This is a genomic window from Streptomyces sp. NPDC127084, from assembly GCF_042724175.1.
In the GTDB taxonomy this organism is placed as follows: Bacteria; Actinomycetota; Actinomycetes; order Streptomycetales; family Streptomycetaceae; genus Streptomyces.
Window position 1 is genome coordinate 61,593 of the sequence record NZ_JBHXFA010000007.1, and the last position, 23,756, is coordinate 85,348.

The following is a 23,756-nucleotide window of genomic DNA, read 5'->3' on the forward strand; positions in this document are numbered from 1 at the left end:
TGTTCCCCGCACACACACCACCCCCCCGCTCGGCCCACCGCGCGCGGGGCCCCCCCCCCCGGGCCCCCCCCGCCGGGGCCGCCCCCCCCCCCCCCCCCACCACCGGCCAGGCCATCGTCGCCTTTGTGATCCTGCGTGGCACCGCGCAGGAGGACGAGGGCCTCACCGCCGAGCTGCGCGACCATGTCAGCGCCACCCTCGGCCCCATCGCCAAGCCCAAGCGGATCCTCCCCGTCGCGGAGCTCCCGAAGACCCGATCGGGAAAGATCATGCGCCGTCTGCTCCGTGATGTCGCGGAGAACCGGCAGCTCGGCGACGTCACCACCCTCACCGACTCCACCGTCATGGACCTCATCCAGTCCAAGCTGCCCAGCGCGCGTTCGGAGGACTGAGCCCGGCCGCGTCAGCCGATTCCCTTCCGCGGGGCACCCGGAGCGACGAGCCGGGTGCCCCTTTTGCGCCTAGGGTGAAGATCACCGGATACGCCCTCGCGCACCAGGGCCGCTTCTTAGGTGAAGTAGCGACTTCTTAGGTAAGGTAACGACTGCGTCAGCGACGCAGCAAGAACCCCAGGTGCGCCGGGAAGTCTGGTCGGCATGTGCTTCGCCCTGCCTATCCGACCGGAGGTCTCCACCCCGTGGCCGCGCCCCCACCCACCCCGACGCCCACCACCCCCGCCTCCGGGCCGCGCAAGTTCCTCGGACGGCTCTCCCTCCCCGAGCGGAACCACCTGGCGGAGACACTGCGCGCCGAGACCGTCGGCGGCATCCTCCTCCTTGCCGCCGCGGTCGCCGCCGTCATCTGGGCGAACACGTCGGGCGCCTCCTACGATGCCGTCAGCGACTTCCATTTCGGCCCTGCGGCACTCGGCCTCGACCTTTCCGTGGAGCACTGGGCGGCAGACGGACTGCTCGCCATCTTCTTCTTCGTCGCCGGTATCGAACTCAAACGGGAGCTGGTCGCCGGCGAGCTGCGCGACCCCAGGGCGGCCGCGCTCCCCGTCATCGCCGCCGTCTGCGGGATGGCCGTGCCCGCCCTCGTCTACACCCTGGTCAACATCGCGGGCGGCGGCTCCACGGCAGGCTGGGCGGTGCCCACCGCGACCGACATCGCCTTCGCCCTCGCCGTGCTGGCTGTCATCGGCACCTCGCTCCCCTCAGCCGTACGTGCCTTCCTACTCACCCTCGCCGTCGTCGACGACCTGTTCGCCATCCTGATCATCGCGGTCTTCTTCACCGAGGGCCTGGACTTCGCCGCGCTGGGCGGGGCGTTCGTGGGCCTGGGCGTCTTCTGGCTACTGCTACGCAAGGGTGTACGCGGGTGGTACGTGTACGTGCCCCTGGCCCTGGTGATCTGGGGCCTGATGTACAACAGCGGCGTCCACGCCACCATCGCCGGGGTAGCGATGGGTCTGATGCTGCGCTGCACCAGGCACGAAGGCGAGGCCCACTCCCCCGGCGAGCACATCGAGCATCTCGTACGACCGGTCTCGGCCGGACTCGCCGTCCCGCTGTTCGCCCTGTTCTCAGCAGGCGTCAGCGTCTCGGGCGGGGCGCTCCACGCGGTCTTCACCAGACCGGAGACCCTCGGCGTGGTCCTCGGCCTTGTGGTCGGCAAGACCATCGGCATCTTCGGCGGCACCTGGCTCGCCGCCCGCTTCACCAAGGCCGAACTCAACGAGCACCTGGCCTGGGCCGATGTCTTCGCCGTCGCCTCACTGGCGGGTATCGGCTTCACGGTCTCACTGCTCATCGGCGAGCTCGCCTTCGCCGCCGACACCGACCTGATGGAGGCGGTCAAGGCCGCGGTCCTGGCCGGCTCGGTCATCGCCGCCGTCTTCGCCTGTGTACTGCTGAAGCTGCGGGTACGCACCTACCAGGCGCTGTACGAGGAGGAGGAGCGCGACGACGACCACGACGGCATCCCCGACATCTACGAGCAAGGCAAGCCCGAGTACCACCTGAGGATGGCCGCGATCTACGAGGCGAAGGCCGCGGAACACCGCCGCAAGGCGGAACTGGCGGGGGCATCGCGCGGCGATGGCGACAGTCCGGCATGATCTGACAGCAGATCCCAGCGGTACGCGCATGCGTGGACGAGCAGACACGACGCAGTCGCGCAGTAACACAGCAGAGACGACCCAAACCGAAACCGAAGCACAAACAATGATGAAGAGGGAGTCAGCGATGAGCGACCCCGGCAGCGGCGCGCCGAAGACCGCCGGCACCGTCGAAGTCACCGGCGACACGGTCGGCCCGGTCCGGCTGATCGGCCCTGACCGGACCCTCGGGCAGCTGGTCGCGACGGCGACCGCCGAGATGTCGGCCCTGGTGCACGACGAGATCGCCCTGGCCAAGGCGGAGCTCCGCCGGGACGTCAAGCGCGGGGTGACCGGTGGTGCGGCCCTCTCCATCGCGGGGGTGCTGGCGCTTTTCTCGCTTCCGGTACTGAGCTTCGCCGCCGCCTACGGCATCCACAATCTGGGCCTCGGCCTCGCCTGGTCGTTTCTGATCGTGGGAGCGGCGTTCCTGCTGCTCGCGGGGCTGCTGGCGCTGCTCGCCACCTCCAAGTTCAAGAAGGTCAAGCCACCGGAGAGGTCGATCGCCTCGGCGAAGCAGACCGCCGCGGTGCTGGGGAACGTCAAGCCGCACCCCCGTCAGGACCAGGACTCCTCCGCCGTTGTGGCACGCTCATCCGCATGACGGACCCTGAAACAAGCCCTGAGGACCCCGGCAACGGCCTCGGCAACGGCGCGGGCACTGCCGGCGGCCCGGTGCGCATCGAGGGTCCCTGGACCCATCGAGACGTCGCGGCCAATGGTGCGCGCTTCCATATCGCCGAGCTGGGCGACGGGCCGCTGGTGCTGCTCCTGCACGGGTTCCCGCAGTTCTGGTGGACCTGGCGGCATCAGCTGACGACGCTCGCCGACGCGGGGTTCCGGGCGGTGGCCATGGATCTGCGCGGTGTGGGTGGCAGCGACCGCACTCCGCGGGGGTACGACCCCGCGAACCTCGCTCTGGACATCACCGGTGTGGTGCGTTCGCTGGGCGAGCCGGACGCCGCGCTCGTCGGGCACGGTCTGGGCGGCTATCTCGCCTGGACCGCCGCGGTGATGCGCCCCAAGCTGGTGCGCCGGCTCGCGGTCTCGTCGATGCCCCATCCCCGCCGCTGGCGCTCGTCGATGCTCGGCGACTTCGCGCAGACCCGCGCAGGTTCGTATATCTGGGGCTTCCAGCGGCCATGGCTGCCGGAACGTCAACTCGTAGCTGATGACGCGGACCTGGCGGGCCGTCTGATCCGCGACTGGTCCGGGCCCCGGCAGCCGGACGACGAGGCGATCGAGGTGTATCGGCGGGCGATGTGCATTCCGTCGACGGCGCACTGCTCGATCGAGCCCTACCGCTGGATGGTGCGGTCGCTCGCCCGCCCGGACGGCGTCCAGTTCTACCGCCGGATGAAACGACCGGTACGGGTGCCGACGCTCCATCTGCACGGCTCCCTGGATCCGGCGATGCGTACGCGCAGCGCCGCGGGATCAGGGCAGTACGTCGAGGCGCCGTACCGCTGGCGGCTCTTCGACGGCCTCGGCCACTTCCCCCACGAGGAGGACCCGGTGGCGTTCTCCAAGGAGCTCATCGGCTGGCTCAAGGACCCCGAGCCCGACCGCTGACCCGGCCGACCTGGCGGGTTGTCAGCGGGCTACCGGCGGGCTACCGGCGGGCTACCGGCGAACACTCGTACGACGAACGGGTATTGCCGCGCGCATAGGCCAATTGGCGGGCCCAGATGCGATTACCGACCTTGGGGCCCGGGCACACGTCGGGGTATGGGCTGGACGCACGACTACGGTGACGCAGCACGCAACTCCCGCTCGGCCTCCGCGCCGATCGGCTACGAGAGGGGCGGCTCACAAACGCAGGGCCACGACCCCCGGCTCGGCATCCCGCGTATCCTCCGCCGCCGGGCCCGCTGGGTCTCGGCGCGGCTCCGGCACCCTCGCGGCTGAGCAGGCAGTGGAGCAGGGGCAAGGGCGTCATCCCTAGGCTGACGGCGCCCTGCGCCAGTGACGGGCCCCGTCGTCGGGGCTACCGCGGAGCTCCGTGAGGCGGCTGCCCCGGCGGCGTCCGTCACAAGGCGCAGCCCTGGCTGTCCACCTCCTGATTGGCCCTGGCACCGCGTGTGATGTCATCGCGGATCTCGTCGGCCGTCAACGCGTAGCCGGTGTTGGCGTCGTCACGCGACCGGGCGAAGATCACCCCGTACACCTCACCCTCCGGGGTGAGTAGCGGCCCTCCCGAGTTGCCTTCACGGACGGTCGTGAACAGCGAGTAGACGTCGCGGCGCACCTCGCCCCTGCGGTAGATGTCGGGTCCGTCGGCATCGATCCGGCCCCTGACCCTGGCCGACCGCACGTCGTACCCGCCGTTCTGGGGGAAGCCGGCGACGATCGCGCCATCACCCGTACGGGCGTCGGTCCCGGTGAACGGCAGTGGCGCGGCCTTGAGGTCAGGGACGTCGAGTACGGCGATGTCACGCTGCCAGTCGTAGAGGACGACCTTCGCGTCGTAGAGCCGGCCCTTTCCGCCTATCTGGACGGTCGGCTCGTCCACACCGCCCACGACATGCGCGTTGGTCATGACCCGGCGGTCGGCGAACACGAAGCCGGTGCCTTCCAGGACCTTGTTGCAGCTCGTGGCCGTACCGACGACCTTCACGATGGAGCGCTGGGCCCGTGCCGCCACCGGGCTGTCGGCGAGGGCCGGGTCGGGCGCGCGGACCTCGGTGATGGGCTCCTTGGCGAACGGGCTGAAGACCTGCGGGAAGCCGTTCTGCGCGAGGACGGAGGAGAAGTCCTTCGTCCAGGTGGCGGCCTCGGCCGGCAGCACCTCGGAGACGCCGAAGAGGACCTTCGAGTTGCGGACCTCCTTGCCGAGTGTCGGCAGGGAGGTGCCCGCGACGGCGGAGCCGATGAGCCACGCGACCAGGAGCATCGCCACGACGTTGACGAGCGCGCCGCCCGTCGCGTCCAAGGCGCGCGCCGGCGACCAGGTGATGTGACGGCGCAGCTTGTTGCCCAGGTGGGTGGTGAAGGCCTGCCCGACCGAGGCGAAGACGATCACGATCACGACGGCGACGATAGCGGCTGTCGTGGAGACCTCCGCCTCATTGGTGAGCTGGTCCCACACGACCGGCAGCAGGTAGACCGCGATGAGCCCACCGCCGAGGAACCCGATCACCGAGAGGATGCCGACGACGAATCCCTGGCGGTACCCGACGATCGCGAACCACACGGCTGCCACGAGCAGCAGGATGTCCAGCACGTTCACCGTCGTTTGCCTCGCAGTTTCGTCGTCCGGCGCTCCGTCCGGCTGGGTTGGGGTCCGGGTCCAGGGAGTCGGGCAAGTCCAGGGAGCCTCCCCGGATTGGCATACGGGCCACGGTCTCATGGCCCCCAATCGAGCGGGACCTGCTTTCCGCGGTCCCAGGGGCGCTCCCAGCCGGCGAAGTGCAGGATCCGGTCGATCACTCCCGCCGTAAAACCCCAGACCAGAGCGGACGCGACCAGGAACGCAGGGCCTCGGAAGCCGCTGGGGTGGACGGCGGTGGCACGATTTGCCGGATTCGTGAGATCCGCCACGGGAACGGTGAACACCCGGGCGGTCTCCGCGGGGTCGACGGCAGCGACCGGACTCGGCTCGCGCCACCAGCCGAGGACGGGTGCGACAACGAATCCGCTCACCGGGATGTAGAGGCGGGGCAGCACCGCGAAGAGCTGCACGCCCGCCGGGTCAAGCCCCGTCTCCTCCTCGGCCTCGCGCAGGGCAGCGCGCAGCGGACCTGACGTGGCCGGGTCGCCGTCCACGGGATCGAGCGCGCCCCCGGGGAAGGAGGGCTGCCCGGCGTGCGAGCGAAGACTGCTGGCACGCTCCATCAGCAGCAGCTCGGGCCCCTGCGGGCCCTCGCCGAAGAGAACCAGCACAGCGGACTGGCGACCGCCGCCGCCGTCCGGCGGCAGATAGCGGCTGAGCTGCTCCGGAGCGACCGTCCTGGCGGCCTCGGCCACCGGGAGCAGCCAATCGGGCAGGCCGTCGCTCGTCACGGCCAACTCGCCGTCGTACATCTCGTCCGTGCGTGTCATGAGCACCCCCGTGGTGTGCAACGCGTACCGCTTCCGGGATCGTTCCTGACCCCGCATGTCAGGCCGCGGCCGGGGCGGCGGCACCGGGACCGGGCCCCGCGCGGGCGGGGCGCGGCGCCGGGCTGTGTCATGAGGCACCCAGCGGCGGCGCGGGCTTGCCGGGGTAGTCCGGCGGAGGGTTCAGCCGCTGGCCGGGATGGCCGCCCATCTCGTACTTGAGCAGCTTCTTCGCCTTCTCCGGGTCCGTCTCGCCCTCGCCGTACGACGGGCACAGGTGGGTGATCGGACAGGCGCCGCAGGCCGGCTTGCGGGCGTGGCAGATACGGCGGCCATGGAAGATGACCCGGTGGGAGAGCATCGTCCACTCGCTCTTGGGGAAGATGGCAGCGATCTCGGCTTCGATCTTGACCGGATCCTCCTGGGTGGTCCATTTCCAGCGGCGGGCGAGCCGCATGAAGTGGGTGTCCACGGTGATCCCGGGCACGCCATAGGCGTTCCCCAGGACCACGAACGCCGTCTTGCGGCCCACACCCGGAAGCTTCACCAGGTCCTCGAGACGACCCGGGACCTCGCCGCCGAAGTCGTCACGCAGGGCCTTGGACAGGCCGATCAGAGACTTCGCCTTGGCGCGGAAGAAGCCGGTGGGCCGGATCAGCTCCTCCAACTCCTCCGGTACGGCAGCGGCCATGTCCTCAGGCGCGGGGTACCGGGCGAAGAGCGCGGGGGTCGTCTGATTGACGCGCAGGTCGGTGGTCTGGGCGGACAGGACCGTCGCCACCAGCAACTCGAAGGGGTTCCGGAAGTCCAGCTCGGGGTGGGCGTACGGATAGACCTCGGCCAGCTCGCGATTGATACGGCGGGCGCGCCGGACCATCGCCAGCCGCGACTCCGGCTTCGCCGCGGCTTTGCGCGCTGTGGTCGCCGGACCTGCCGGGGCCGCTTGGGCATCTGGAGCCGCCGTCTGGGCGGCTGGGACCACGGGAGCCTCGCCAGAGGAAGACAACTTCCGCTTTGCCCCTTTTGCTACGTTTGTCGACTGAAGGGAATCGTGTTCGCCCACAGCGGAATCCTGCTCCCCTGACACTCTTCCGGCCCCCTTGGCCTGCACTCTCACCGGCGAATTGGACACCCGGCCAGCCTAAGGGCCGCCGCCGACATCCGCCCCGGGTGCCGCCGATCACCACCCGAATCGACCCCTGAAGCACAACAGGACACGCCGGTGCGTCAGACTTGTGATGGATCCTTGTGATCGATCGCACTGTTTTGCTGTGCGGCATCATGGGGACCACCGTCCCCTGAGCAGGTCGACAAGGAGAGAACTCGTGGACGACGTTCTGCGGCGCGCCCCGCTCTTCGCGGCGCTCGATGACGAGCAGGCCGCGGAGCTCCGCGCCTCGATGAGTGAAGTGACACTCGCCCGCGGCGACGCGCTCTTCCACGAGGGCGACCCCGGCGATCGGCTGTACGTGGTCACCGAGGGCAAGGTCAAGCTGCACCGCACCTCGCCCGACGGCCGCGAGAACATGCTGGCGGTGCTCGGCCCCGGGGAGCTGATCGGCGAACTCTCGCTGTTCGACCCGGGCCCCCGTACGGCCACGGCCACCGCGCTGACCGAGGTCAAGCTGCTCGGTCTCGGCCACGGCGACCTCCAGCCCTGGCTGAACGCCCGCCCCGAGGTGGCCACGGCCCTGCTGCGCGCCGTCGCGCGCCGACTGCGCAAGACCAACGACCAGATGTCCGACCTGGTCTTCTCCGATGTCCCGGGCCGCGTCGCCCGCGCCCTCCTCGACCTGTCGCGCCGCTTCGGCGTGCAGTCGGAGGAAGGCATCCACGTCGTGCACGACCTGACCCAGGAGGAGCTGGCCCAGCTCGTCGGCGCCTCCCGCGAGACCGTGAACAAGGCTCTGGCCGACTTCGCCCAGCGCGGCTGGCTGCGCCTTGAGGCGCGCGCCGTGATCCTGCTGGACGTGGAGCGCCTCGCGAAGCGCTCACGCTAGCCCTTCCGTCCCGGCAGGCGGATTGCCTGCCGGAACGGCGCCGGCTCCTCGAAGCATGCAAGGGGGCGCTCCCCGGACGATCCGTCCGAAGAGCGCCCTCACGCTTGTTTCGGGACCGGGATCAGCGCTTCGTACCGTCGACGATCACCGGCGTTCCACCACCGCTGCCGCACGGCACCGCGTAGACGGGGTTCTTCGCCGCGGCTTCCCGGAAAGCCTCGATGCACTGGTTCATGATCACCTTGTCCGAGAGCGAGTCATTGAGGATCTTGTTCGCCTTGGCGATGCCCTCTGCCTCGATTCGGCGGCGCTCCGCCTCCGCCTTGGCGGTACGCGCCGCCTCGGTGGCCCGCTCCGTGGCCTGCTCCTGCTGGATCTTGCGGTCGATCTGGTCCTGGAGGCTGTCCGACGGCTTCACATTGCGCAGGTTGACCGTGGTCACGTCGATTCCGCGAGGAGCCAGCCGCTCCTTGATCAGGTCGCCGATCTCCGTGTTGATCTTCTCCCGGGCCGAGGCGTAGCCCTGCTCGCTCGTGTAACGGGCGAACACATTGCGGACGATCTCCCGGCTGTCCGGATAGACGAGTCGCTGCTGGATGGCACCCTCGCTGCCTGCCAGCCGGTAGAGCTCCACCGCCTTCGCGGGCGTCACCGCCCATTTCACGGTCACCTCCACGTACATGACGCCACCCTGGCTGGAGCGCACCTCGACCACGTCCTTGTCGGAGAGGTTGAGGTCGACCGGGCGGGTGGAGAAGGTCGTGACGCTGGTGAACGGCGACCTCAGGTGCATACCGGAGGTCAGCGGCGAGTCGACCTTGCCGAAGGTCACGGGCACGCCGACCTCGTACGCGCTGACGACATAGACACAGCTGGTGATGCCTGCGAACAGGCCGGCTATCAGCGCGGCGGCGGCGCCGATCTTGAGCCCGCGGCGGCCGCTGTTGCCGCGGGAGACCACGTACAACACCACGGCGGCGATGACGAGCAGGATGAACAGGACGAACACCGCGATTTCCCCCCAGGGATGAAATGCCGAAAGTAAGCGGAGCGTAAGGCACGTCCTGGCCGCAGCCCAGAGGGGGTCTCCGTCGAAGGGGGTTTCGGTGCTCGGCGTCAGTCCGGGATCAGGCCGTGCTCCCGCAGATATTCGAGCTGCGCCCGCACAGAGAGCTCGGCGGCCGGCCACAGCGAACGGTCCACATCGGCGTACACATGCGCCACCACGTCGGGCGCCGTCTCATGGCCGTTCTCCACGGCCGTCTCGACCTGGGCGAGGCGATGTGCGCGGTGGGCGAGGTAGAACTCCACCGCACCCTGCGCGTCCTCCAGGACCGGACCATGCCCCGGAAGGACCGTGTGCACACCGTCGTCGACGGCCAGGGAGCGCAGTCGTCGCAGCGAATCGAGGTAGTCGCCGAGACGCCCGTCGGGATGGGCGACCATCGTCGTGCCACGTCCCAGGATCGTGTCGCCGGTCAGGACGGCACGATCGGCGGGCAGATGGAAGCAGAGAGAATCCGCGGTGTGGCCGGGCGTCGGGACCACCCTCAGCTCCAGACCGCCGGTGCGGATCACGTCGCCCGCCGCGAGCCCCTCGTCACCGAGGCGCAGCGCCGGGTCCAGGGCACGCACCTTCGTACCGGTCAGCTCCGCAAACCTGCCCGCGCCCTCCGCGTGGTCCGAATGCCCATGCGTCAGCAGGGTCAGTGCGACCCGCTTCCCCGCGTTCTCGGCCGTCGCGATGACATTCCGCAGGTGCGTGTCGTCCAGTGGGCCGGGGTCGATGACGATCGCGAGCTCGGAGTCCGGCTCGGCGACGATCCAGGTGTTGGTGCCGTCCAGGGTCATCGCGGAGGCGTTGGGAGCCAGGACGTTGATCGCGCGCGCGGTCGCCGGCCCGGACACGACGACACCGCGCGGCTGACCGGGGAGGGCTGCGGCATCACTCATCGGGTGCCTCCAGCCGGGGCGTCGGGACCGGCAGGAACAACGGGGATGTGCTTGGTGAACTCGTCGTGGCCCGGCCAGCTCAGCACCACCTCACCCGCCACCAGCCGTGCCTGTGCCAGTACGGGCGTGAGGTCCTGCCCTGCCGCCGCCTCAAGTGCGTCCGCGACGGCTGCGTACCGTCCGAGCACTCGCAGGGTGGCGATCGTCGGCGGCATCATCAGCAGTTCGCCCTTGTCGTACCCGGCGGCGGCGTCGACGGGCCTGATCCAGACCGTACGGTCGGCCTCCGTCGAGGCGTTCCGGGTGCGCTGGCCCTGCGGGAGGGCGGCGACGAAGAACCATGTGTCGAAGCGGCGCGTCTCGAACTCAGGCGTGATCCAGCGAGCCCAGGCGCCCAGCAGATCCGAGCGCAGCACCAGGCCCCTGCGGTCCAGGAACTCGGCGAAGCCGAGCTCCCTGTTGACCAGCGCCGCCCGGTCAGCCTCCCAGTCGTCGCCCGTGGTGTCCCCGATGACCGTATCCGGGGTCTCTCCGGCGAGCAGGACGCCCGCCTCTTCGTAGGTCTCGCGTACCGCAGCGCAGACGATGGACTGCGCCGTCGCCTCGTCCTCGACACCGAGGTCGGCCGCCCACTCGGCCAGGGAAGGACCCGCCCAGCGGACCGGACGGGCGTCGCGCTCGTCCACCCCGCCACCCGGATAGGCGTACGCGCCTCCGGCGAAGGCCATGGAGGCGCGGCGGCGCAGCATGTGGACGTACACGCCCTCGGAAGTGTCCTTGAGCAGCATGACGGTCGCCGCGCGCTTCGGGCTCACGGCGGTGAGCTCTCCGGCGGCGAGTGCCCTGATCCGCTCGGGCCATTCCGGTGGGTACCACTGACCATTGGACATGGGCGGATGCTATGCGCTCACGCGTGGATGTTCGAGGGGTAACCGCTCCGCGCGGAACGAGGGGCGCCCGCTACCGGGCGCCCCTCCGTACTGCTCGGCACTCCCGGACTCAGACTCGGCCCGGGGCTTGGCCTGATGCCTGGACTCAGCCCTGGGCTCAGTACCGGCCTCAGCGCATGGCTTCAGGCCCGGCTTCAGTCCTGGACGAGTTCGACCTGAACCTCGACCTCGACCGGGGAGTCCAGCGGCAGCACCGCCACGCCCACCGCGCTCCGCGCGTGCACGCCCTTGTCCCCGAGCACCGCCCCGAGCAGCTCGCTGGCACCGTTGATGACAGCGGGCTGGCCGGTGAAGTCGGAGGCGGAGGCGACGAAGCCGACGACCTTCACCACCCGAGCGATGCGGTCCAGGCTGCCGGCGACGGACTTCACGGCGGCCAGCGCGTTGAGCGCGCAGGTGGCCGCCAGCTCCTTGGCCTCCTCCGCAGTCACCTCGGCACCGACCTTGCCTGTGACCGGGAGCTTGCCCTCCACCATGGGCAGCTGCCCCGAGGTGTAGACATACGGCCCGGACTGCACGGCCGGCTGGTAGGCGGCGAGCGGCGGGACGACCTCCGGAAGTGTGAGGCCCAGCTCGGCGAGCTTCGCCTCTACGGCGCCCGCCCCGGCCATCAGGCCCTCTCCCGCTTCAGGTAGGCCACGAGCTGCTCGGGGTTGTTCGGCCCGGGGACGACCTGGACGAGCTCCCAGCCGTCCTCGCCCCAGGTGTCCAGGATCTGCTTGGTCGCGTGCACGAGAAGGGGCACGGTCGCGTATTCCCACTTGGTCATGGAGGCGACTGTAGCCGCCCGCGTGCGTGGTCTTGTGACGCGGGACCACAAGGAAACCCGGGTCCCGCCGGCGCTCGGGGGTCTCGGGTCCCGGTGGACCTCCGGGCTCCGCGAGTCTCCAGTGAATCCCAGCCGATCTCCGCTTGCACACCTGGGCGTGCGGACATCGGCCTGCGGACATCCGCGTACGGACATCGGCGTGCGGATCCGCCGCGTGCGAACGTACGAGTGCGGACATCGATGCGCCCCCACGTGACGCAGTCCGCGGGCGCCGCGTGCGCAGGGCGCGGGCTGACTGGTCAGACGCCTCATGGCCCCAAGCCGTCAAGTGGGTGACTGGGGCCGTGCAGCTTTGCCGACTGCTCGATCAGCAGCGCAAGGGAAAGCCTCAGACGAGGAGGGGCCACGAGGTGATCCGGCTCCCCCGAGCTGGCGCGAGCTTGCCGCCGGGGAACGCCTCGCGCCCTGAGTGCGTCCTCCCGCTGTCTGACCGGCCGTGACCTATGCGGCGACTGTTTCGGCAGCCTTCGACGAGGCCGGAAGGCCAGTGCCTCGTCATAGCGTTGGCCGTGCTGGAGCAGTGGCAGAGCTGGCCGGCCCGGCGATTGAAGAGGTTGCGCATAGCGGAAGCGCGGCTAAGGCCCAGAGGCAGCCGGCATGGTTGAGACGTTCGTTCTTCACCCGTCGGCAGGTGATGGATGACTCCATCCCGGAGGCCCGCGCGTTCTCACCAGAGGCTTTACAAGCCCAGCTCGAAGAACGCGTAACGAAGCTCACCACTCGAACACCCCGCTGATCCCCACCCGGAGCCACCGGAGCGCTTGGCAAGGAATTAGGCTCGAAGGCGTGAGCAGGCTTCAGGTCGTCAGCGGCAAGGGCGGTACCGGTAAGACGACGGTCGCCGCAGCCCTCGCGCTCGCCCTCGCGACCGAGGGCAAGCGCACGCTTCTCGTGGAGGTCGAGGGCAGACAGGGCATCGCGCAGCTCTTCGAGACGGATGCCTTGCCGTACGAGGAACGCAAGATCGCGGTCGCTCCGGGCGGCGGCGAGGTGTTCGCGCTGGCCATCGACGCCGAGCGGGCCCTGCTCGACTACCTCCAGATGTTCTACAAGCTGGGGTCCGCGGGCCGGGCGCTGAAGAAGCTCGGTGCGATCGACTTCGCCACCACCGTGGCACCCGGTGTCCGGGACGTACTGCTGACCGGCAAGGCCTGTGAGGCGGTGCGCCGGCGCACCGCCGACTCGAAGAACGGCCCAGGCCGTTACGCGTACGACTACGTGATCATGGACGCTCCGCCCACCGGCCGGATCACCCGCTTCCTGAACGTCAATGACGAGGTGGCGGGACTGGCCAAGATCGGCCCGATACACAATCAGGCCCAGGCCGTGATGCGGGTCCTCAAGTCTCCGGAAACCGCAGTCCACTTGGTGACCCTGCTGGAGGAGATGCCCGTCCAGGAGACCGCGGACGGCATCGCCGAGCTACGCGAAGCCGACCTCCCTACCGGGAACGTCATCGTCAACATGGTGCGACCGCACATCCTCGACGAGGAGGCGGTCCGTACGGCTGCGACCGCCGACCGCCGCAAGGACATCGCCAAGTCGCTGACCGCGGCAGGGGTGGGCGGGGCCGCCGGACTGGTCGGCCCTCTGCTGGATCAGGCGGCCGAGCACGCGCAGCGCGTGGAACTGGAGCGCGAGCAGCGCGCCATGCTCGGTTCGCTGGGCCGGCCCACGTTTGAACTGCCGCTGCTGAGCGAAGGTGTCGACATCGCAGGGCTGTACCACCTCGCCACCGAACTGCGGAAGCAAGGCGTGAACGAGGACGGGGACAGCGCCACCTCCTCCGGAGGCAGCGGGAACCACGACGGCACGACGAACGCCGGGTCCGCCGGGTCCGCAAGGGATGCTGGAGAGAACAGGGAGAACGGATGATGACGCCGGCGCCCATGACTCACGGCAGCGCCATGGAAGACGGGCCGCCGCTCGCCATCGATCCGCTGCTCGATGACCCGGGCACCCGCATCATCGTGTGCTGCGGCGCGGGTGGCGTGGGCAAGACCACGACCGCGGCGGCCCTGGGCGTGCGCGCTGCGGAGCGCGGCCGCAAGGCGGTCGTGCTGACCATCGACCCTGCACGCAGGCTTGCCCAGTCGATGGGCATCGATCTGCTCGACAACACCCCCCGTCAGGTGGACGGCATCAAGGGCGAGGGTGAGTTGTACGCGATGATGCTCGACATGAAGCGGACCTTCGACGAGATCGTCGAGGCGCACTCGGATCCGGCGCGGGCCCGCGCGATCCTGGAGAACCCCTTCTACCAGTCCCTGTCGGCCGGGTTCGCGGGCACCCAGGAATACATGGCGATGGAGAAACTCGGACAGCTCCGCGCCAGCGACGAGTGGGACCTGATCGTGGTCGACACTCCTCCGTCACGTTCGGCGTTGGACTTCCTGGACGCGCCGAAACGGCTCGGGTCGTTCCTGGACGGGAAGTTCATCAAGCTGCTGATGACCCCGGCGAAGATGGGCGGCCGGGCCGGGATGAAGTTCCTGAATGTCGGCATGTCGATAATGACCGGCACCATCGGAAAGCTGCTGGGTGGTCAGCTGCTCCGAGACGTGCAGACTTTCGTCGCCGCCATGGACACGATGTTCGGCGGCTTCCGCACCCGCGCCGATGCCACGTACCGCCTCCTCCAGGCGCCCGGTACCGCGTTCCTGGTGGTCGCCGCTCCGGAGCGGGACGCACTGCGCGAGGCGGCGTACTTCGTGGAGCGGCTGGCGGCGGAGGAGATGCCGCTGGCGGGGCTGGTCCTCAACCGGGTCCATGGGAGCGGCGCTGCCGGACTCTCAGCGGAGCGGGCGCTCACCGCCGCAGAAAATCTTGACGAGGGCGGCATTGTGGATCAGAAGCCCGGGAAGACTCGTCTTCGTGGCTCCACGGGTACCTCTCCCACCTCTCCCGCCGTGGAGTCCAAGCAGCCCGATGACTCACCCGTACGCACGCCCACCGCACAACTGACAGCGGGTCTACTGCGTCTGCATGCCGAACGGATGCAGGTACTTGCCCGAGAGCAGCGGACACACGATCGCTTCAGGGCGCTCTATCCGGATGTCGCGGTGGCTCAAGTGGCTGCCCTGCCTGGCGATGTTCACGACCTCGCGGGGCTCCGGACCATCGGTGAGCGGCTCGCGACCGGCGGTTCTCCGTCCGGCTCTCCGTCCGTAGCCGCGAGCTAGCGCTTACCGGCTACGGCGGCGCCCAGTCCCCAGCCGACCCGACGGGTCTGACCCGACCTATCCCACTGCCGCGTACGACTCGTACGTCTCGTCGTCCTCCAAGCCCACGGGCAGGAGGCCCGCGCTCCGCTCGTACTCGGTACGAGCGGTCTCAAGAAGCCTGCGCCAGGAGGTGACGGTGGGACGCCGTCGCAGCAGTGCGCGCCGCTCCCGCTCGGTCATTCCGCCCCAAACGCCGAACTCGACGCGATTATCGAGCGCATCAGCCAGGCACTCGGTGCGCACCGGGCAACCGGTACACACTGCCTTGGCCCTGTTCTGCGCCGCTCCTTGCACGAACAGTTCATCCGGATCGGTAGTGCGGCAGGCTGCCTGCGCACTCCAGTCGGTTACCCAGCCCATTCCGGCGCCGTCCTCTCCCGAATCGAGGCTCCCCCACGGCGGCAAGCGGCATATTCACCGCTGCCAGTTGAGGACGTTACGGAAGGCGGGCACAGCGCAACACCCCCTTCGGGCCCAATCTTGAATGGCCCGAACGGACTATGGGTACGCGGCAGATCACCCAGGGGAGTGAGCGCAGGGCATAAGCGACTATTCAGGCATTCGGCCCGACTTTCACGAAGGCGCGCCCAGGAATGGGCTGGGAATAACTTGAGCGCACCTTGAAGGTGTCACAGGGGACGGCGGGGGGTATTGATACGCGACCACATTGCTGTGACAGTTGAGAGCAGCTTAGGCCAATACCTCTCCGCCCGTCCGGAGAATGGGAACACAGGTGCCACTGATCGCACGTGTCACCGTCGTCGGCCGCATATAGCCGCGTACAGGCGCCGCCCGCTCGCAAGGCGCCGCCCCCACGCCGCCCCGCCCCGGCGGGCGCACGGCCCCCACCCTGCCCGCGCCGAGGCACCAAGCGCTCCGCTGCGCGTTCGAGCCACGCAAACCCGGATCCTCCTGGCCTCGGATGTCACGGTCTGGTACTCGAACACCCTCAGAGGCCCCCGCTCCTGGGGCATGCCTCCCGCGACAGATTAGGCTGCCCCTCATGGCAAACAAGCGCTCGGGCGGAGGTCTGACAGGGACCCAGCAGGCCGCCAAGTTCATCGGCGTCAGCGTGCTCTCCGGAGCTGTGCTGGCAGGCCTCGCCCTGCCCGCCGCAGGCGCACTGGGGCTCGCGGCCAAGGGTACGGTCGAGGGATTCGACACGATTCCCTCCAATATGAAGACGCCCCCGCTCAGCCAGCGCACCACCATCCTGGACGCCGAGGGCGGCCAGATCGCCACCGTCTACTCCCGTAACCGCACGGTCGTCCCACTCAAGGACATCTCACCCCATATGCAGCGGGCGATCGTCGCGATCGAGGACGCGCGCTTCTACCAGCACGGCGCGGTCGACCCCAAGGGCCTGCTCCGCGCGGCCAACACGAACGCCCAGGGCGGCGGCGTCAAGCAGGGCGGCTCCACCCTCACCCAGCAGTACGTCAAGAACGTCTTCATCGAGGAGGCCGGCGACGACCCCACCAAGGTCGCCCAGGCCACCCAGCAGACCATCGGCCGCAAGGTCCGCGAGCTCAAGTACGCGATCCAGGTCGAGAAGGAGCTCGGGAAGAAGAAGATCCTTGAGAACTATCTCAACATCACCTTCTTCGGCCAGCAGGCGTACGGCGTCGAGGCGGCCTCCAAGCGCTACTTCTCCAAGTCCGCCAAGGACCTGAACCTGGAGGAGGCGGCCCTGCTCGCGGGTATCGTGCAGTCCCCGAGCATTTACGACCCGGTCAACAACGAGAAGACCGCGACGCTTCGGCGCAACACCGTGCTGCAGCGGATGGCCGATGTCCGCAGCATCTCGCAGCAGGAGGCGGACAAGGCCAAGGCCAAGCCGATCCAGCTCAATCTCAGCAAGCCCAAGAACGGCTGCATCACGTCCGTCGACGGTGCCGGCTTCTTCTGTGACTACGTACGCAAGACGGTGCTCTCCGATCCGACCTTCGGAAAGACGGCGGAGGAGCGCCAGAAGCTGTGGGACCTCGGCGGTCTGACCATCAGGACCACGCTCGACCCGCGGGCCCAGGAGGCGGCCAACGAGGCGGCCACGGCCAAGGTCAACAAGGACGACAAGGTCGCGGCGGCCGTGGTCCAGCTGGAGCCGGGCAGCGGCAAGATCCTGTCGATGGGGCAGTCACGACCGTACGGTCTCGACACGAGCCGCCACGAGACGGTGCTCAACCTGGCCGTTGACGGCAAGATGGGCGGCACGACCTACGGCTTCCAGGTCGGCTCGACCTTCAAGCCGATCACGGCGGCGGCGGCACTGGAGAAGGGGCTCAGCCCGGCGCAGTCGTTCTCCAGCGGCTGGAAGATCGACATGCCCATGAACTCCTTCACGGAGTGCTCGGGCTCTCCTGCCGGGAGCGGCACCTGGCCCGTGCAGAACGAGCTGGAGTCGGAGACCGGCAGCTGGGACATGACGAGCGCGCTCGCCAAGTCCATCAACACCTACTTCGCCAAGCTGGAGCAGATGACCGGGCTCTGCGAGACGGTCGAGATGGCGCAGAAGGTCGGCTACAAGACGGGCAACGGAAAGAAGATCCCCGAGAACCCGTCCATCACCCTCGGCTCCATCGAGAGCACACCGCTGTCGATGGCCGCCGTCTACGCCACCTTCGCCAACCGCGGCACCTACTGCTCACCCGTCGCCATCGAGTCGGTGACCACCGCGGACGGCAAGAGCCTCAAAGTGCCGAAGTCCCAGTGCTCGCGGGCGATGAGCGAGAAGACGGCGGACACCGTCAACCAGATGCTCAAGGGCGTGGTCGAGGACGGCACCGGCACCCAGGCCGGCCTCAGCGACCGGGACAACGCGGGCAAGACGGGTACCACCAACGACCGCAAGGACGCCTGGTTCGTCGGCTACACGCCGAACCTCGCCACCGCCGTGTGGGTCGGTGACGACATCGGCGAGAAGACCTCGATGTTCAACATCAGGATCGGCGGCCAGTACTACGACAAGGTGTGTGGCGGCTGTCTGCCGGGCCCGATCTGGAAGATCGCGATGACCGGGGCGTTGGACGCGTCCGAGACCCCCTCGTTCACGCCCGTCGATCTGCCGCGCGGCGAAGCGCGCGACGGGGACGAGGACCAGCGCGACGGCGACGACCGGCAGCGGCGCAAGCGGGACCGCGACCGGAGCGGTGATGACGACGACGGCGACCAGGGCCCCATCCCCGGGATCTCCCTTCCGCCCGGCATCTTCGGGGGCGTGGACGGCGGAGGTTCGGACGACGGGGGCTCGAACGGCGGAGGCTCGAACGGCGGGCCGGCCAACGACACCGGCGGACGCGACTGAGAACCGAGTACTGAGAAGGGGCGGGAGTCACTCCCGCCCCTTCTTCTCCGTAGAGGACCCCTGTGGAAGCGGGATCGTTGATCAACCCGCCAGCAGCTTCTTGACCGACGCGGCGACCCGGCCGCCCTCGGCACGGCCTGCCACCTTGGGGTTCACGATCTTCATGACGGCACCCATCGCACGCGGCCCCTCGGCGCCCGCCGCGCGGGCCTCGCCGACAGCCTGCGCCACGATGGCGTCCAGCTCGTCGTCCGACAGCTGCTTCGGCAGATAGGCGTCGAGAAGCTCGCCCTCCTGCCGCTCACGCTCCGCCTGCTCGGTACGCCCGCCCTGGCTGAAGGCCTCTGCCGCCTCGCGGCGCTTCTTCGCCTCCTTGGCGATCACCTTCTGCACCTCGTCATCGGAGAGCTCGCGTGCCTCCTTGCCCGCGACCTCCTCCTTGGTGATCGCGGCAAGGGTCAGCCGGAGCGTCGACGAGCGCAGCTCATCGCGCGCCCTGATCGCCTCGGTAAGGTCATCGTGAAGCTTGGACTTGAGCGTGGTCATGCCCTTGATTGTGGCAGGTACGCGCCCTACGGCGCCCGCATATTCCGCCCCGCTCAGCGGTCGGCGCCAGCCACTGCCCCCAGGGTCTTGCCGGTCAGCCGCTGTGTCCGATGTGCGCAACCGCCTGGCGCGAGGTGCGGCACCGCCCACGAGCCGACCGCACGCACCCGGTCCCGCGAAGCTGCGGAACGCCGCCCCGCGGCTTCGCGGAATTCACCGCTCGAGCCTGGCACTCAGCCCGTATCGCGGCTACGGTGCTCGCCGTGATCGCCTTCTGGCGGCGGCTCCGTCCACGCCGCCCGGTTTACGTGCTCGGCCCGCCCCCGACCGCAATCGCCCTCCCCGGACCGGCGGTGCGGCCCTGGTATGTACTGTGGGGTCTGTTCCTGATCGCCGCCGCCGCGCCCAACGGCTCGGTACGGCTGCGTCGCGCCGCAGCCGCGGCAAGCGGTGTGCCGGCGCTCGCCGTACCACCGAGCCGCTCCGCACAGGACCGACCCCATGTGTCGCTCACAGCCGGCGGCGCGGCAGCCGCACTCGTGCTGCGGTGCGACCACCGGTCCACCGCCCGGGGTTCCTCAGGACCGTGCCGCCGTACCGAACTGCTGGGGAGCCCCGCATGAGACCGCCGTCCACCGCCCTGGGCAGGGTCTCCACAGGACTTGCCCTCGCCGCCGCCGTCGCGGCCTTCCTGGTCTTCCTGCCGCTGCATCGCCACTGGTTCGATCTCAAGGTCTACTACGGCACCATCGGCTACTGGGGAGACGGCGGCCGGATCTACGACTACCTCAAGCCGGGCACGCACTACGGCTTCACCTACCCGCCCTTCGCGGCGCTCGTCATGGTGCCGATGATGGTGGTCGACTGGTACAGCGCCATAGCGATCAGCCAGTCCCTGAACATCGTGGCGGGGGCTGTCATCCTCTATATCTGCGCCGATGCCACCATCCGCCGCGAGCGCTGGACCAGATGGTTCGCGTACGCGGTGCTGGCCTGCCTCTTCGCCTGGATGGAGCCGGTACGCGACACCGCGAGCTTCGGGCAGGTCAATCTGCTGTTGCTGGCCCTCGTCCTCGGCGACGCCTGGCTGCTCACCTCACCCACCGCGCGGACGCGCGGGCTGCGGCGGCTGGCGGGCCTCGGTATCGGGCTCGCCGCGGCGATCAAACTCACCCCCGCCATCTTCATCGTCTATCTGCTGGTCACCCGGCGGCTGCGGGCGGCCGGTACGGCGATCGCGGTCGCGGGCGGCGCGACCGTACTCGCCGCCTGGGCGGACCGGGAGGCGTCACGGACGTTCTGGACCGAGGCGATGTGGAACACCGACCGCGTCGGTTCGCTCGCCTTCGTATCGAACCAGTCCTGGCAAGGCATGCTGGCCCGGCTCACCGAGCCGTTCGCCGAGCCCAGCCGCGCCATCTGGGCCGTCGGTGTCGTAATGCTGCTCTCCCTGTGGGTCTGGCGCGCCCGGCGCGCCGTCGCGAGTGGTGACGAACTGGCCGGCTTCGCCCTGACGGGCATCACCGCCTGCCTGGTGAGCCCTGTCACCTGGGTGCATCACCTGGTGTGGCTGATCCCAGCCATCGCGGTGCTCGCGGACACGGGGCTGCGCTCGGCCCCGGGCGGCGAACGGCGCAAACGACTGCTGCTCGCCGCCGCCGCCAGCTACGCGTTGCTGTGCAGCAGCCTCGTCTGGATGTGGCGGTACAACCAGGGCGGCATCCCGGGGATCGTCGGCAGCAACGCGTACGTGTGGATCTCGTTCGCCCTGCTGCTCCTGCTTCCCTTCCGCGCGGTCCGGGAAGGACACGAGCCCGGGCGACCCGGGTCGTATGACCACATGGACCTGTCTGCGACGATGGCTGTATGCGCGCACGATACGGAGTCCCCCTCGCCATCACAGCCGTCGGCGCCGCTGGACTCGCCTACTCCGCCGGAATCGAAGCACGCGCCTTCCGGCTCCGGCGTGTAACGGTCCCGGTCCTGCCCCACGGGATGCGCCCGCTGCGCGTACTCCAGGTCTCCGACATCCACATGGTGTGCGGCCAGTACAAGAAGCGCGCCTGGCTCCAGTCACTGGCCGGCCTGCGTCCCGACCTCGTGGTCAACACCGGCGACAACCTCTCGGACACCGAGGGCGTTCCCGAGGTCCTGGACGCGCTGGGCCCGCTCTTCGACTTCCCCGGCGTCTACGTCTTCGGCTCGAACGACTACTACGGCCCGAAGCTGCGCAACCCCGCCCGCTACCTGCTCGAGAAGGTCCAGGGCAGGCACGGTCTCAACGGCAACGCACCTGCGGTCGGCGTCGTGCACAACCCGTGGGAGGACATGCGCGACGCCTTCGACGCGGCGGGCTGGCTGGGCCTGAGCAACGCACGGGCCCGGCTCAAGCTGGACGGCGGCATCGAGCTCGCCTTCACCGGCCTGGACGACCCCCACATCAAACGCGACCGCTACGCCCACGTCGCCGGCGGCCCGGCCCAGGACGCCGACTTCTCCATGGCCATCGTCCACGCCCCCTACCTGCGCTCCCTGGACTCCTTCACAGCCGACGGCTACCCCCTGATCCTCGCCGGCCACACCCACGGTGGCCAGCTCCGCGTCCCCTTCTACGGCGCCCTGGTCACCAACTGCGACCTCGACACGGACCGCGCCAGGGGCCTGTCCACCCACACGTCCACGGGCCGTACCGCCTATCTCCACGTCTCCGCAGGCTGCGGCGCCAATCGCTACACCCCGTTCCGCTTCGCCTGCCCTCCGGAGGCCACCCTTCTGACCCTTACCCCGCAGGCGTAGCCCCTCCCCCGGGAGGCCTGACGAGCCGAGCGGGAGCTACGGCGTCGCCCCCCGGGGGTGGTCCGGAAAACCGGATTTCGTCTCCGGGCGCGGGTGGGCTAAAGTAATCGACGTCGCCGCGAGAGCGAGCGACATCGGGGTGTAGCGCAGCTTGGCAGCGCGCTTCGTTCGGGACGAAGAGGTCGTGGGTTCAAATCCCGCCACCCCGACACTGGTCAGAGGCCATGTACCGAATTCGGTACATGGCCTCTGTCATGCCCGGGGGGCCAAACAGGGGGCCAAACGATTTTGATCAGGCCACCGCGTCGCCCTCTTCGTCGTCCGCCGCAGCCTCCCCTTTCTGATCTTCGGCGAAGATGTCGTCCATTGCTTCGGCGCCCTGCGTGATCACAGGCCGGAGCTGCTTCCGGTAGACCGCCTCTGTGGTCGCCTGACTGCTGTGACCGACCAAGAGCGCGATCCGCTCCAGCGGGATGCCGTGGTCGGAGAGCAGGGACACAAAGCTGTGCCGGAGCTCCCGCGGGGTCCACTCAGGCTTCAGTCCTGCCTTCTTCACGATGGCCTTGAAGTCTCGCCGGACGTTGGCCGCGTCCAGCGGCTCGCCGCTCCGAGTCGTGAAGACACGACCGGTCGGGCTCCACTCCATCCCTCTCGATGCCCGCTCCTGCTTCTGCCATCGCATGTGCTCTTCCAGGACGTCGACCACCTGCTTCGGCAGAGCTATGGTCCGCCGGCTCTTCCTGGTCTTGGTCTCACCGTGCTTGCGCACCGAACGCCACACCGCGACGTGAGGCGGGATGCCGTCCGTCGTCTCCAGAAAGACGTGATCCCAGGTGAGGGGCCGCGCCTCTTCCGTGCGCACACCGCTGAGGAGGGAGAGCACGAGGTAGGCATACAGCCGTGACGGACGCGCAGCGGTGAGCACGGCTTTCGCCTGCTCCAGGTTCAGCGCCTTGCTCGGTCGGCCGGGGCGCCCCTCCGGTGCGGTGACGAGTAGGGCGACGTTCCGCGCGGCCTTGTCCCTGCGCTGAGCGTGCGCGATGGAGCGGCGCAGAATGGCGAGCAGGTCACGCAGGCTTCGCGTCGCGAGGAATTCGGCCCTGTCGTCCAACCAGTCGTCAACGTCGTCTGCGCTGAGTTCCTTGAGCTTGGCCTTGCCGATGAACGGGATCAGGTGCTTGTTCGCCATCGAGCGGTTCTTGCCGATAGTGCCCTTCGCGTCGCGCCCCTTCAGTCCGCGCTCCAACCAGTCGTTCACTGCGTCGGTCACGGTGTAGTTGACCGGAGCCTTGACGCCGGTCTGTACCTCCTTCTTCAAGTCCCGGATCTTCTGACGGACTTCGGTCTTGGTCTTGCCGTACACCTTCGGTCGACGGCGCTTACCGTTCGGGGCGTACCCCAGGGAGACGGCTCCGACGTAGCTCTTCTTAGCGGAGTCCCAATAGATGGTGTCCGCGCCGTGACCAGCCCTTTGGGCACACTTCGGGGTCTCGGTCATGTTCTGTTGTGCCTCCAATAGGACAGGGCCGCGCCCTGACGGGCGCGGCCCTGGGGAACTGGGCTGTTGAGGGCTCAGGCGATGGCCTCTGCCTCGCGCTTGAGGAGTTCGACGTACCGCTCGATGTACTCCGGCGGCACGAGACGACGGCGGCCGATGCGGACGGTCTGAAGTCGTCCGAGGCGTATCTCCTCGTAGACCATCGAACGTCCGATCCGGAGAGCCTTGGCCGCCTCTTCGGGGCGGTAGAGGAGCTGTTCGGCAGGGTCAGCAGCGGTGGCCATGCGGCGTTGCCTCCTCGGCAAGGGGTCGGAGCCTCCGGGCCCCTCCCTGTCAGGTCCGCTACTTCCGCTACCTCCGCTACCGCCCTGGTCAGGGGCATGATCGAGGTAGCGGATAGAGGTAGCGGTAGCGGATGGAGCCGCGGGCGCCGCGCCCCGCCCCGGGGCCGCCCCCCCGCGCGCGGCCGGGTGAGGTGTGGGGGTGAGACACGCTTTGCCCCACCACCGGACGAGGTCAG

The 23,756-nt window shown here is 69.0% G+C and carries 23 protein-coding genes, 1 tRNA gene and 1 pseudogene; 13 read left to right on the top strand and 12 right to left on the bottom strand.

Annotated elements, in window-relative coordinates; translation table 11 throughout:
* Positions 1-98: 98 nt before the first annotated feature.
* The 5 genes and pseudogenes from ACFWI9_RS03415 to ACFWI9_RS03435 all read left to right on the top strand — a co-directional run.
* Positions 99-392 (top strand): annotated as a pseudogene (locus ACFWI9_RS03415) (acetyl-coenzyme A synthetase); the annotation flags it as partial.
* 245 nt (positions 393-637) lie between these two features.
* Positions 638-2,059: a Na+/H+ antiporter NhaA gene (gene nhaA / locus ACFWI9_RS03420; protein WP_387158784.1), complete on the top strand. Its 1,422-nt coding sequence runs from the start codon at positions 638-640 to the stop codon at positions 2,057-2,059.
* Positions 2,060-2,186: 127 nt separating this feature from the next.
* On the top strand, positions 2,187-2,702 hold the full coding sequence (locus tag ACFWI9_RS03425; protein ID WP_387158785.1) for a phage holin family protein: 516 nt from the start codon (positions 2,187-2,189) through the stop codon (positions 2,700-2,702).
* A complete protein-coding gene (locus ACFWI9_RS03430; RefSeq protein WP_387158787.1) occupies positions 2,699-3,670 on the top strand; it encodes an alpha/beta fold hydrolase in 972 nt (323 codons plus the stop codon). The genes ACFWI9_RS03425 and ACFWI9_RS03430 overlap by 4 nt, the downstream gene beginning before the upstream one ends.
* A 156-nt stretch (positions 3,671-3,826) precedes the next feature.
* Positions 3,827-4,006 (top strand): hypothetical protein, encoded by a 180-nt coding sequence (locus ACFWI9_RS03435; protein ID WP_387158788.1) that lies wholly within the window; start codon positions 3,827-3,829, stop codon positions 4,004-4,006.
* 121 nt (positions 4,007-4,127) lie between these two features.
* Here the strand turns inward: ACFWI9_RS03435 and ACFWI9_RS03440 are convergent, their stop codons facing one another.
* The 3 genes from ACFWI9_RS03440 to nth form a co-directional block, all read right to left on the bottom strand.
* Positions 4,128-5,327: a MarP family serine protease gene (locus ACFWI9_RS03440; RefSeq protein ID WP_387158789.1), complete on the bottom strand. Its 1,200-nt coding sequence runs from the start codon at positions 5,325-5,327 to the stop codon at positions 4,128-4,130.
* 116 nt (positions 5,328-5,443) lie between these two features.
* Complete coding sequence (locus ACFWI9_RS03445; RefSeq protein WP_387158790.1) at positions 5,444-6,139, bottom strand: NUDIX hydrolase; 696 nt, start codon at positions 6,137-6,139, stop codon at positions 5,444-5,446.
* A gap of 127 nt (positions 6,140-6,266) precedes the next feature.
* Complete coding sequence (nth, locus tag ACFWI9_RS03450; protein WP_387158791.1) at positions 6,267-7,142, bottom strand: endonuclease III; 876 nt, start codon at positions 7,140-7,142, stop codon at positions 6,267-6,269.
* 319 nt (positions 7,143-7,461) lie between these two features.
* Between nth and ACFWI9_RS03455 the strand changes: the two genes are divergently transcribed.
* Positions 7,462-8,136 (top strand): Crp/Fnr family transcriptional regulator, encoded by a 675-nt coding sequence (locus ACFWI9_RS03455; protein WP_017947815.1) that lies wholly within the window; start codon positions 7,462-7,464, stop codon positions 8,134-8,136.
* A 121-nt stretch (positions 8,137-8,257) separates the two neighbouring features.
* Here the strand turns inward: ACFWI9_RS03455 and ACFWI9_RS03460 are convergent, their stop codons facing one another.
* The 5 genes from ACFWI9_RS03460 to ACFWI9_RS03480 form a co-directional block, all read right to left on the bottom strand.
* Positions 8,258-9,145, bottom strand: coding sequence for a prohibitin family protein (locus ACFWI9_RS03460; RefSeq protein WP_387158792.1), 888 nt, complete (start codon positions 9,143-9,145; stop codon positions 8,258-8,260).
* A 107-nt stretch (positions 9,146-9,252) separates the two neighbouring features.
* A complete protein-coding gene (locus ACFWI9_RS03465) occupies positions 9,253-10,089 on the bottom strand; it encodes an MBL fold metallo-hydrolase (protein ID WP_387158794.1) in 837 nt (278 codons plus the stop codon).
* Positions 10,086-10,979, bottom strand: a complete 894-nt coding sequence (locus tag ACFWI9_RS03470) for an NUDIX hydrolase (protein WP_387158796.1) — start codon at positions 10,977-10,979, stop codon at positions 10,086-10,088. The genes ACFWI9_RS03465 and ACFWI9_RS03470 overlap by 4 nt, the downstream gene beginning before the upstream one ends.
* A 194-nt stretch (positions 10,980-11,173) precedes the next feature.
* Complete coding sequence (locus ACFWI9_RS03475; RefSeq protein ID WP_387158798.1) at positions 11,174-11,650, bottom strand: RidA family protein; 477 nt, start codon at positions 11,648-11,650, stop codon at positions 11,174-11,176.
* Complete coding sequence (locus tag ACFWI9_RS03480) at positions 11,650-11,808, bottom strand: DUF4177 domain-containing protein (RefSeq protein ID WP_073492664.1); 159 nt, start codon at positions 11,806-11,808, stop codon at positions 11,650-11,652. Before ACFWI9_RS03480 ends, ACFWI9_RS03475 begins: the two co-directional genes overlap by 1 nt.
* An 846-nt stretch (positions 11,809-12,654) precedes the next feature.
* Between ACFWI9_RS03480 and ACFWI9_RS03485 the strand changes: the two genes are divergently transcribed.
* Both ACFWI9_RS03485 and ACFWI9_RS03490 read left to right on the top strand, forming a co-directional pair.
* The gene (locus ACFWI9_RS03485; RefSeq protein ID WP_387158800.1) at positions 12,655-13,743 is read left to right on the top strand and encodes an ArsA family ATPase; all 1,089 of its coding nucleotides are present in this window, start codon (positions 12,655-12,657) and stop codon (positions 13,741-13,743) included.
* 14 nt (positions 13,744-13,757) lie between these two features.
* Positions 13,758-15,050, top strand: a complete 1,293-nt coding sequence (locus ACFWI9_RS03490) for an ArsA family ATPase (RefSeq protein ID WP_387158802.1) — start codon at positions 13,758-13,760, stop codon at positions 15,048-15,050.
* A 57-nt stretch (positions 15,051-15,107) separates the two neighbouring features.
* Here ACFWI9_RS03490 and ACFWI9_RS03495 read toward each other — a convergent pair whose 3' ends face one another.
* Positions 15,108-15,452: a WhiB family transcriptional regulator gene (locus ACFWI9_RS03495; protein ID WP_387158803.1), complete on the bottom strand. Its 345-nt coding sequence runs from the start codon at positions 15,450-15,452 to the stop codon at positions 15,108-15,110.
* Between the two features lie 643 nt (positions 15,453-16,095).
* On the opposite strand from ACFWI9_RS03495, the gene ACFWI9_RS03500 reads away from it, so the two are divergent.
* Positions 16,096-18,396 carry a transglycosylase domain-containing protein gene (locus ACFWI9_RS03500; RefSeq protein WP_387158805.1) on the top strand — a complete coding sequence of 767 codons (2,301 nt, stop codon included), beginning with the start codon at positions 16,096-16,098 and terminating at the stop codon, positions 18,394-18,396.
* 81 nt (positions 18,397-18,477) lie between these two features.
* Here ACFWI9_RS03500 and ACFWI9_RS03505 read toward each other — a convergent pair whose 3' ends face one another.
* Positions 18,478-18,942: a GatB/YqeY domain-containing protein gene (locus tag ACFWI9_RS03505; protein WP_387158806.1), complete on the bottom strand. Its 465-nt coding sequence runs from the start codon at positions 18,940-18,942 to the stop codon at positions 18,478-18,480.
* 263 nt (positions 18,943-19,205) lie between these two features.
* Between ACFWI9_RS03505 and ACFWI9_RS03510 the strand changes: the two genes are divergently transcribed.
* The 4 genes from ACFWI9_RS03510 (at position 19,206) to ACFWI9_RS03525 (ending at position 21,947) form a co-directional block, all read left to right on the top strand.
* Entirely contained in the window at positions 19,206-19,565 is a 360-nt protein-coding gene (locus ACFWI9_RS03510) for a hypothetical protein (protein WP_387158808.1), read from the top strand.
* Entirely contained in the window at positions 19,562-20,914 is a 1,353-nt protein-coding gene (locus ACFWI9_RS03515; RefSeq protein WP_387158809.1) for a glycosyltransferase 87 family protein, read from the top strand. The genes ACFWI9_RS03510 and ACFWI9_RS03515 overlap by 4 nt, the downstream gene beginning before the upstream one ends.
* The gene (locus tag ACFWI9_RS03520) at positions 20,809-21,738 is read left to right on the top strand and encodes a metallophosphoesterase (protein ID WP_387158810.1); all 930 of its coding nucleotides are present in this window, start codon (positions 20,809-20,811) and stop codon (positions 21,736-21,738) included. The genes ACFWI9_RS03515 and ACFWI9_RS03520 overlap by 106 nt, the downstream gene beginning before the upstream one ends.
* Before the next feature lie 135 nt (positions 21,739-21,873).
* Positions 21,874-21,947 (top strand) — tRNA-Pro (locus tag ACFWI9_RS03525).
* Between the two features lie 83 nt (positions 21,948-22,030).
* On the opposite strand, the gene xerC is transcribed toward ACFWI9_RS03525, so the two are convergent.
* Positions 22,031-23,236, bottom strand: coding sequence for a tyrosine recombinase XerC (gene xerC, locus ACFWI9_RS03530; RefSeq protein ID WP_387158812.1), 1,206 nt, complete (start codon positions 23,234-23,236; stop codon positions 22,031-22,033).
* Positions 23,237-23,310: 74 nt separating this feature from the next.
* On the bottom strand, positions 23,311-23,520 hold the full coding sequence (locus ACFWI9_RS03535; RefSeq protein WP_387158814.1) for a helix-turn-helix domain-containing protein: 210 nt from the start codon (positions 23,518-23,520) through the stop codon (positions 23,311-23,313).
* Between the last annotated feature and the right edge of the window lie 236 nt (positions 23,521-23,756).